The sequence below is a fragment of the Acinetobacter sp. ANC 3832 genome (genome assembly GCF_002135415.1).
GTDB lineage: Bacteria > Pseudomonadota > Gammaproteobacteria > Pseudomonadales > Moraxellaceae > Acinetobacter.
The window spans coordinates 1-10,291 of sequence record NZ_NEGJ01000029.1 but is presented as its reverse complement, the minus strand read 5'-3'; the positions used below and the strand labels follow the sequence as shown (position 1 = coordinate 10,291).

The 10,291-nt window shown below is 39.9% G+C and carries 1 protein-coding gene and 1 pseudogene; both read left to right on the top strand.

Going from position 1 to position 10,291, the window contains the following annotated elements:
- Nucleotides 1-518: pseudogene (locus B9T35_RS18505) on the top strand (hypothetical protein); the annotation flags it as partial.
- A 161-nt stretch (nt 519-679) separates the two neighbouring features.
- The coding region (locus B9T35_RS18100) for an Ig-like domain-containing protein (protein ID WP_171264329.1) at nt 680-10,291 on the top strand (9,612 nt) is incomplete at its 3' end.

Here is a 10,291-nt window from a genome sequence, read left to right as displayed (position 1 = left end):
AGATGAATAGTGGTGGTTTATACCTAGGAGAGACTGGTACAACAATTGGCAATGGTTATGGTTCACAGTTTGATCTAGATACCTTTGGTAATAGTAATACTAATGGTTGGATAGACCGTAATGGTGATGACCGAATCTCGATTAATACAACAGGTAAAGACTTTGTTGATGTGAATGGTGATGGTATCTATGACGGCTTAACTGGTAAAGGTACTGATGTTGGTATGCATGTGACGGATATGTGGAATCATTTTGATACATCGAAAGACAAAATTGATTTGACAGATTGGATGGCACAAATCAAGGCAGAAACAGGTACGACAGTGAACAGCATCAATATTAGTCAGTTCTTGCAAGAACATGATGTTATCAATGCGAAAACTGGTGCAGTATCAACAGTATTAAGTATAGATAGAGATGGTGCGGGTAGTGTTTATCAATCGACACAGTTCCTAACATTAGAGAATTCAGGTCATATTGATTTTAATGATCTATTAAAGAATAACATCATTTATTAAGCCTTAAGATAAGAAAGCCACACTACGATGTGGCTTTTTTTGTTTAAATTTACTAAATAATAAGATTTGATTTTTAGTATAAAAGTGTGATAATGATCACATAACAGACAATTATTGTTAAGAAAAAATAATTTTACTATAGATAAATAATGAGGTTAAAAATGGCTGATATTAATTCTAGTGATTATAAAGGTGGTACTAAGGTTACGGTATATTTGCTAAATGCAGATGGTACTGTGAATACAACAGCTCCAGTATATACAGGAAATGTTGCTTTAAATGGTTCATTTTACATAGAAGTTCCTTATAGTAATGGTGAAAGTTTCCTATTAAAAGGAACCAATAAACAAAACTTACCTTATGATAATGTTGTACAAATTCAAGATACAAGTGCTCCAGATAAACCTATATTTACTGCGGATGATGACATTGGTCCTGTTAAGGGATTGATTAATAATAATAGTACAACGGATGATAATCAGCCAAAAATTTCAGGAACAAGTATAGAAAAGGGTGGTGTTGTTCAAATATTTGATCAAGGTATTCAAATTGGTTCAGCAGCTGTGCAACCAGATGGTTCTTGGACATTCACCCCGACAGCACCCTTGGCAGATGGCAATCATGTAATTACCGTGAAGCAACTTGATCCGACAGGTAATATCAGTGATGCAAGTGATCCGCTTACATTTAAAGTTGATACTCAGGTTGTTCAAATACAAATTCTTAAAGCAATTGATGATGTTGGTTTATATAAGGGTGATTTAGCAAATAATGCAGTGACGGATGATGCTAAACCTACTTTAGTGGGTACAGCGAAATCTGGTTCAGTCGTACATATCTCTGAAAATGGTACTGAAATTGGATCAGCAACGACAGATGCAACTGGACAGTGGACGTTTGAACTTCCACAGCAAAATGATGGCTCACATACATATACTGCAACAACAACGAATGATGCAGGTGTATCAAGCAGTTCACAAATCACTTTAACTGTTGATACGCAAGCACCGACAGCTACAGCAACTTTATCTAGTATTACAGATGATAGCGGTGTGGTTGGCGACTTTATTACCAATGACAATACATTGGTTTTAAAAGGTACTGTAAATGGGACTTTAGATCCTACTGATAAAGTTCAAGTGAGCCTAGATGGTGGCACGACTTGGGTAGATGCAGTTATCGATCCAGCCAGTAAAACATGGACTGTGGATAATACTCAGACATCATTAACAGATGGTCCACACAGCATAGTAACGCGTGTGGTCGATCAAGCTGGAAATATTGGGCCACTTTCTACGCCTCAAACAGTCACAATTGATACTCATGCACCAACTGCACAAGCAACATTCTCGGGCATTACTGATGATACAGGTATTGCAGGCGATTATATTACCAATGATAAAACACTCCTTGTAAATGGTGTAATTAGTGGCACGCTTGCGACTGATGAAAAAGTTCAAATTCGAGTAGATGGTGGTACTTGGGTTGATGCAACTTTAGACCGAGTAAATAATACGTGGAGCTTTGATAACACATCTCAAACCTTAACCGATGGTGTGCATAAATTCGAAACACAGGTTGTTGATATTGCAGGAAATACCAATACACCTGTTGCACAAGATGTGACAGTGGATACAACACCACCACTACCTGGTCTAATTGCATTTACAGGTATTACTGAAGATACAGGTATCGTAGGTGATTATATTACTGGCGATAACACCTTAATTTTCAATGGTAAAATTACAAGCCCACTTGCAGCTGGCGATAGAGTTGAAATTAGCTTAGATGGTGGTGCAACTTGGATTAACGCTAAGATTGATGCGACGGGTACAACGTGGAGTTATGACAATACTGCGAATGTACTGCCAGATGCATCATATAAAATTGAAGCGCATGTTATAGATTTAGCTGGAAATACAAGTTCTCCAATTAGCATAGACGTGAAGGTTGATACAACACCACCACCACCGTCTGCTTTGACCTTTGATGGAATTACTGAAGATACAGGTACCGCTGGTGATTTTATTACCAGTGATAATACCTTAATTTTATTTGGTAAATTCACGGGTGCTAATGACGAAGGTGTTCAGGTTAGCTTAGATGGTGGTGCAACTTGGATTACTGCGACAGTAGACCGTGCGAATGGTACTTGGAGTTATGACAATACAAAACAAGTATTGGCAGACGGCACATATAATTTTGAAGCACGTGCAGTTGATGTGGCGGGTAATCCATCTCAGGTGATTTCTCATACTGTAGTGATTAGCACAGCGATTTTAGACTCAAGTGCGATTAAATTTAGCAGTATCACGGATGATAGTGGTGTAGCAGGCGATTTTAAAACCAATGACACAACACTGGTTGTGAATGGTGAAATTGTTAAGCCATTAGCTGCAGGTCAAATTGTTCAAGTCAGTGTTGATGCGGGTAAAACTTGGCACAATGCTGTGATTGATGCGACAGGTAAAACTTGGAGTTATGACAATACAACGAATGCATTGGCTGAAGGTACATATACCTTTGAGGCTCGTATTGTTGATGTTGCAGGAACAACAAGTACTCCAATTACTCAAACTGTTGTGATTGATACAACACCTTCTGCAGCGATTGCCCAAATTAGTGGTATTACGACAGACAGTGGTGTTGTTGGTGATTATATAACCAATGATAATACACTGGTTGTAAATGGTAAGATTGTTAATGATTTAGCTGCGGGCGATAAAGTTCAAGTCAGTTTTGATGGTGGCGCAACATGGTCTGATGCGACTGTTGATGGTCCTAATCATACTTGGAGTTATGACAATACTGCTCAGGTTTTAGCGGATGGTACTTATACGATTCAAACGCGTGTAATTGATGATGTCGGTAATGTAGGAAAAATTTCTTCTCAGCCAATTACCATTGATACGTTAGCACCCACAGTAACAAGCCACTTAACCAGTATCACAGAAGATACAGGTGTGGTGGGTGATTTCGTCACAAACGATAATACATTGGCATTACAGGGCGAAGTTTCAGGTGCATTAACAGCAGGTGAAAAAGTCCAAATTAGTCTAAATGGTGGGAAAACATGGACTGATGTTGCTGTAGATCCAATAACAAATACATGGAACTATGACAATACAGATTCACCTTTAGCAGATGGTACATATAAGTTCCAAACACGTGTTGTAGATTCAGCAGGAAATGCAGGTCAAGTTACACCTACAGATATTGTGATTGATACTCGTCCACCTATTGTTAGTGCTGTTTTGACAGGTATTACAAATGATAGTGGTATTATGGGTGACTTTGTTACCAATGATAATACGCTGTTATTAAACGGTAAAGTGACAGGCGGAAGCTTGGCTATTGGTGATAAAGTTCAGGTGAGTTTGGATGGTGGGCAAACTTGGCTAGATGCAAAAACTGATGCGGCGACACGCACATGGAGTCTAGATAATACGGCTCAATCATTGGCAGATGGTGCATATACTGTTATTACTCGGGTCGTTGATAAGGCGGATAATGCAGGTCCAGAATCTGAACATGATTTAACCATTGATACTTCAGCACCTGTTACGACATCACAATTGGTCAGTATTACAACAGACAGTGGTGTTGTGGGGGATTATGTAACGAATGACAATACACTGGTCTTTAAAGGTAAAGTCACTGGCACGTTAGCGGGTGATGAAAAAGTTCAAATTAGTCTAGATGCTGGCGCAACTTGGCAAGACGTTACTGTTAACAAAGTGACAGGTACTTGGACATTCAACAATACAATTAATGAATTAGATGATGGTTCTTATACTGTTGAAACACGTGTTATTGATACGGCTGGAAATGCAAGTACACCTTCAATTGATACAGTGGTGATTGATACGTCTGCACCAACAGCAACAGCAACACTGGCAGCAATTTCTGATGATACAGGGATCGTGGGTGACTTTAAAACCAGCGATAATACTTTGGTTTTCCAAGGTACTGTGCAAGGTGCTTTAGCAGTAGATGAGAAAGTCCAGATCAGCTTAGATGGTGGTAAAACATGGACAGATACTACAGTAGACCGTGGTGCAAATACTTGGTCTTATGATAATTCTGCAAAAACACTTGTAGATGGTACTTATCACGTTCAAACACGTGTCGTTGATACTGCGAACAATCTTGGTGATGTATCAGCACAAGATGTTGTTGTGGCAACAAAAACATCTGCTGCAACCGCAGAATTTACAGGTATTACCACGGATAGCGGTACTGTTGGTGACTATATTACCAATGACAATACACTGCTCATTAACGGTAAAATTTTAAATAATTTAGCAACGGGTGATCGTGTAGAGATTAGCTTAGATGGTGGGGTGACTTGGAAAAACGCAAATGTTGATCCAGTAAACCATACATGGAGCTATGACAATACTGGAAATGTACTGGCTGATGGTTCGTATACCTTTGAAGCACGTGTTGTTACCTCAGAAAATGTTCCAAATACACCGACTCAAGTTACTGTAGTGATTGATACAACACCTCCTCCTACAGATGTTATTGCAAAACTTACAGCAATTACTGACGATACAGGTGTCGTGGGTGACTTTAATACCAGTGATAATACATTGGTATTAAATGGTGATATTACGGGTGTATTGGGTGCGAATGATTCCGTTAAAATTAGTTTAAATGGTGGTAAAACTTGGCTAGATGCTGTTGTTGATCATGCAAACAAAACGTGGACGTATGACAATACAGATAACCCGTTAGTAGATGGTTCTTATACGCTGTTAAGCAAAGTTGTAGATCAAGCTGGGAATGATGGTGTTGTTACATCGAACGCGATTGTAATTGATACCAAAGCACCTGCGATTTTGGCTCAAATTACAGGCATTACGGATGATACGGGTCCTGATACACATGACTTTAAAACCAATGACAATACATTAATCATCAATGGTCAGGTCAAAGGAACATTAGGTGCTGGAGAAAGTGTTGAAATTAGCTTGGATGGTACAACATGGCATTCAGCAGTTGTAGATGCGACTGGAAAAGCATGGAGCTATGACAATACTGGCAATGTACTTGCAGATGGAACTTATACATTTGAAGTTCGTGTTGTTGATAAAGCGGGTAATGCAGGTCCTGCCACAGATCAAATTGTTGAAATTAAAACGTCTCTTCCATCAGGCATAACATCAGAATTTACGGGTATTACAGTAGATTCGGGTGATGATAAGCATGACTATCAAACCAATGATCAAACCCTTCTCGTTAATGGTAAGGTTGTGGGTACTTTAACTGCCGATCAGCGTGTAGAAGTTAGTTTAGATAATGGTACAACATGGACCAATGCGACAGTTGATCGTGTTAACAGTACATGGACCTTAGACAACACAGCAAATTCTTTGGCGGAAGGTACATATACTTTCAAAACACGTGTAACAGATGCATTTAATAATCACAGTGCTGAAGCAACCCAAGATGTTGTGATTGATCTAACTGCACCAGCAGCAAAAATTGCATTTACAGGCATTTCTGATGATACAGGAACTGCGGGTGATTACATTACCAGTGACACGACATTAGTCATCAATGGGAAAGTTGCGAGCGGTACTTTGGCTGCCAATGAGCATATTGAAGTAAGCTTAGATGGTGGTAAAAACTGGGTAGCAGCAACAGTCGATCGTGTGGCTAATACATGGAGTTTGGACAATACTGCAAATAGCTTGGCGAGTGGTGCATATACATTTGAAGCACGTGTAGTTGATCAAGTCGGTAATGTGGGTGACCTCATTAATCAGCCTGTTCAAATTGTTACTATTCCACCATCTGCAACAGCGTCGCTTACAGGTATTACCGATGATAGTGGTGTAGCAGGTGACTATGTAACCAATGACAACACACTTATTTTCAATGGTAAAACGTCAGAACCATTAAAAGCAGGTGAAAAAGTCCAAATCAGCTTAGATGGCGGAAAAACATGGGTTGATGCCGTAACTGATCCAGTAACCAATACATGGAAATCTGATCAGACAGCAACGCCACTGGTTGATGGTTCATATACTGTTGAATCGCGTGTGATTGATTCAGCTGGAACAGCAGGTACAGTTTCAACACAAGTCGTTGTTGTCGATACAACAGCACCATCTGCAACTGCTGAGCTATCAAGTATTACAGATGATAGTGGTGTGGCAGGCGATTATGTGACCAATGACAATACACTTATTTTTAACGGTAAAGTCACTGGAATTTTAGGTGCTGATGAAAAAGTACAAATCAGTTTAGATGGCGGAGCGACATGGGTAGATGCGACAGTTGATCGTGCTTCAAATACATGGAAGTTAGATAACACCGCAAATAAATTAGCAGATGGCACATATGTTGTTGAAAGTCGTATTATTGATTTAGCAGGTAATATTGGTCATGTTTCTGCACCGCAAAATGTAGTGGTTGATACTGTTGTACCCACAGCGAAAGCTGAAATCACAGGTATTACTGAAGATACTGGCATAAGTACGAATGACTTTATTACCAAAGACGCTACGCTTGCCTTTAATGGTAAAGTTTCAGCATCTTTAGTTGCTGGAGAAAAAGTCCAAATTAGCTTGGATGTTGGTAAAACTTGGGTAGATGCTGTTTCAAAAGCTGATGGAACTTGGAGCTATGATAATTCTGCAAACACATTGGTTGATGGTAAATATGCGATTCAAGCACAGGTTATTGATCTTGCAGGAAATACAAGCGGCATCGTATCTCAAGACTTTACGGTTGATACGACTCCTCCAGAACCATTATCAGGCTTAGATTTACATGATGATGTTGGTTCAATCCAAGGAACAGTTCCGAAGGGTGGAGAAACAGATGATGCTCGTCCTGAATTTAAAGGCAAAGCACCTGCTGATGCAGAACATGTGAATGTTTATGACAATGGTCAATTGGTAGGTACAGCAATTGTACAGCCAGATGGTACATGGAGTTTCACACCGAATATGCCTCTTGCTGCTGGTCCGCATAGTTTAACTGCGACACCTGTAGATGTAGCTGGAAATGAAGGCGTTGCAACACCAGCATGGGCATTTGATTTACTTGGAAACCCACCTTCAGCACCAGCAATTACCAATGTTGAAGATAATGTTGGTGATGTAACGGGTCGAGTTGATAAAGGTCAAAGTACCGATGATAAAACCCCAACCATTAGTGGTACGGGAACACCGGGTACAGTTGTCCATGTCTATAGCGATGGTGTAGAAGTTGGTTCGGCAACAGTTAAACCCGATCAAACATGGTCTGTAGAAGTGGGTGATTTAGGTGCCGATGGTCCTAAAAATATCACGGCTGATGCAGTTGATGGTGCTGGACAGAAGAGCCCACAAACAGGTGATTACCTGATTATTCTTGATACTACACCACCAGTGAAACCTGCATTTGTTGCACAAGATGATATTGGTGATGTACAGGGACCAATTAAAGCAGGTAGTACAACAGATGACAGTAAACCAACGCTAAGCGGTACAGGTGCACCTGGTGATAAAGTTACGATTTTAGACAACGGTAAACCAATTGGCAGCACTGAAGTCGGTACGGATGGTAAATGGAACTTTACACCAACCACACCATTAATTGATGGACCACACAATGTTACCGTTACGCAAACGGATCCCGCTGGAAATACCAGTGTTCCAAGTGATGCATTGAACTTTAATGTAGATACGCGTGCTGTAGGACTAACATTAGAAGCGTCAGATAATAAAGATCCAATTATTGGACCAATTATTAAAGGTGGTTATACCAACGATGATACACCAACATTATCTGGTGAAACGACGGCTGGTGCAGTGGTTACCATTGTGAATAAAGCTGGAACTGCGGTTGGGTCTGCTACAGCAGATGCAACAGGCAAGTGGTCTGTAGAGTTGCCACATCAAGCTGATGGTTTACAAGAATATACAGCGACAGCAGTATCGGATAATGGCAATACAGCGAAAGCAAGCATTGACTTTAATATCGATACTGTTAAGCCAGTTGGTTTAACCATTGATACAGTGACAGATGATGTTGGGTTGGTTCAAGGACCGCTGAAATCAGATGATAAGACTGATGACACGACACCAACGCTAACTGGACATGCTGAAGCAAATAATATTGTTTCTATTTATGAGAACAAGTTATTGGTGGGTAGTGTTCAAGCCGATGCAACAGGCGTGTGGACTTATACAATTCCTGCACCAGGTTTAACAGAAGGTACGCATGCATTAACTGCTACTCAAACGGATAAAGCGGGTAATGTCAGTGACCCTGCAGGACCATTTAATCTGATTGTGGATACGACAGCACCAGTAACAATGGCAACAATTGCTTCAATTACAGATGATAGTGGTACAGTTGGTGATTTTATTACCAATGATAATACATTGGTTGCGAATGCGAAAGTTTCAGCACCTCTTGATGTGGGCGATAAAGTTCAGATCACTGTAGATGCCGGTGTAACATGGATGGATGCTAAACAAAATGCAGATGGAACATGGAGTTATGATAATACAGGTCATGCTCTAGCAGATGGTACGTATAAGTTTGGTGCGCGTGTGGTTGATCAAGCAGGAAACGTAGGCCAACCAACACTTCAAGATGTTGTAATTGATACTCAAGCACCGAAAGATTCAACAATTGTGATGAGTAATTATCAAGACAATGGTGATTCACATACTGACTTCTATTCGAATGATGATCAATTCACATTAAATGTGAAAGGTGAAGTTGGCGCTAAAGTTATTTATCAAACACTAATTACTGATGATGTAACAGGTGTTGCAACTTGGACGGATTTAAACACAGCAACAATCGGTGCTGATGGTACTTCATCTTATGATGTGGATTGGTCGAAAGATACACTTGATAATGTAGATCGTAAATTCCGCGCTGTAGTTTCAGATGTTGCAGGAAATACAGCGACAGTTTATGCAGGTGGTGCGACAGAAGCGACAGCACAAAACTATAAGATCGATAATGTTGCAATGAATGGCTATTTTGATTATTCAAATAGTACTTCCGCTTCTGACGGTGGTTTAAATACGAAAGGTGCTTATTTCCAATTTGGTGATACAGGCGTACGTCCATTCCGAATCTATGAAGAAGATTATCGTGGTGCTGGGCATGATGAAAATCGTAAAGAAGTGACTTTACCAGGTGTTGTTTACAATACAGATGCGAATGGTAAATTAGATGTCTCAACTTTATTAAAACATCTCGATGCTTTTAAAAACTATGTATTTGAAACAGTTGATGCTGCAGGTAATACTTCGATTACAGATCAATATATTAATGTTCTTGCAGACCCAATCAAACAGTATAGTAAAGGTAATTATGTGGATTGGTACTACAAACCATATAACAACTTAACGGAATTCAGTGCATCTGCATTCATGGAAACAGATGGGGTTAAATTCTATAATGATAAAGGTAATTTAGCTGGTTTTGCGACACGTTTTGATGGCTCAGGCTATTGGGGCGAAACAAGCGTTTATCTGACTTTAGCTGATGGTAGTAAATTCAGTGATGGTTCTAGCCAAAAAGTTACAACAGTCGATGAGAACGGTTACTGGGAGTATAGTTATAATGGCGCTAATCCTGTAAATGCTGGTCAACTTGCAGGGGTAAGATTGGTTGCAACTCATTTGCAAGACTTGGCAGAGACAGATACAGCGAACTACCGTGTTGATCTTGATATTCATGCCTTTAAAAATGGCGCGAATAATGGTACTGCTGTTTATCAAGTTGTTGGTTCATATAGTAATATTAATGCA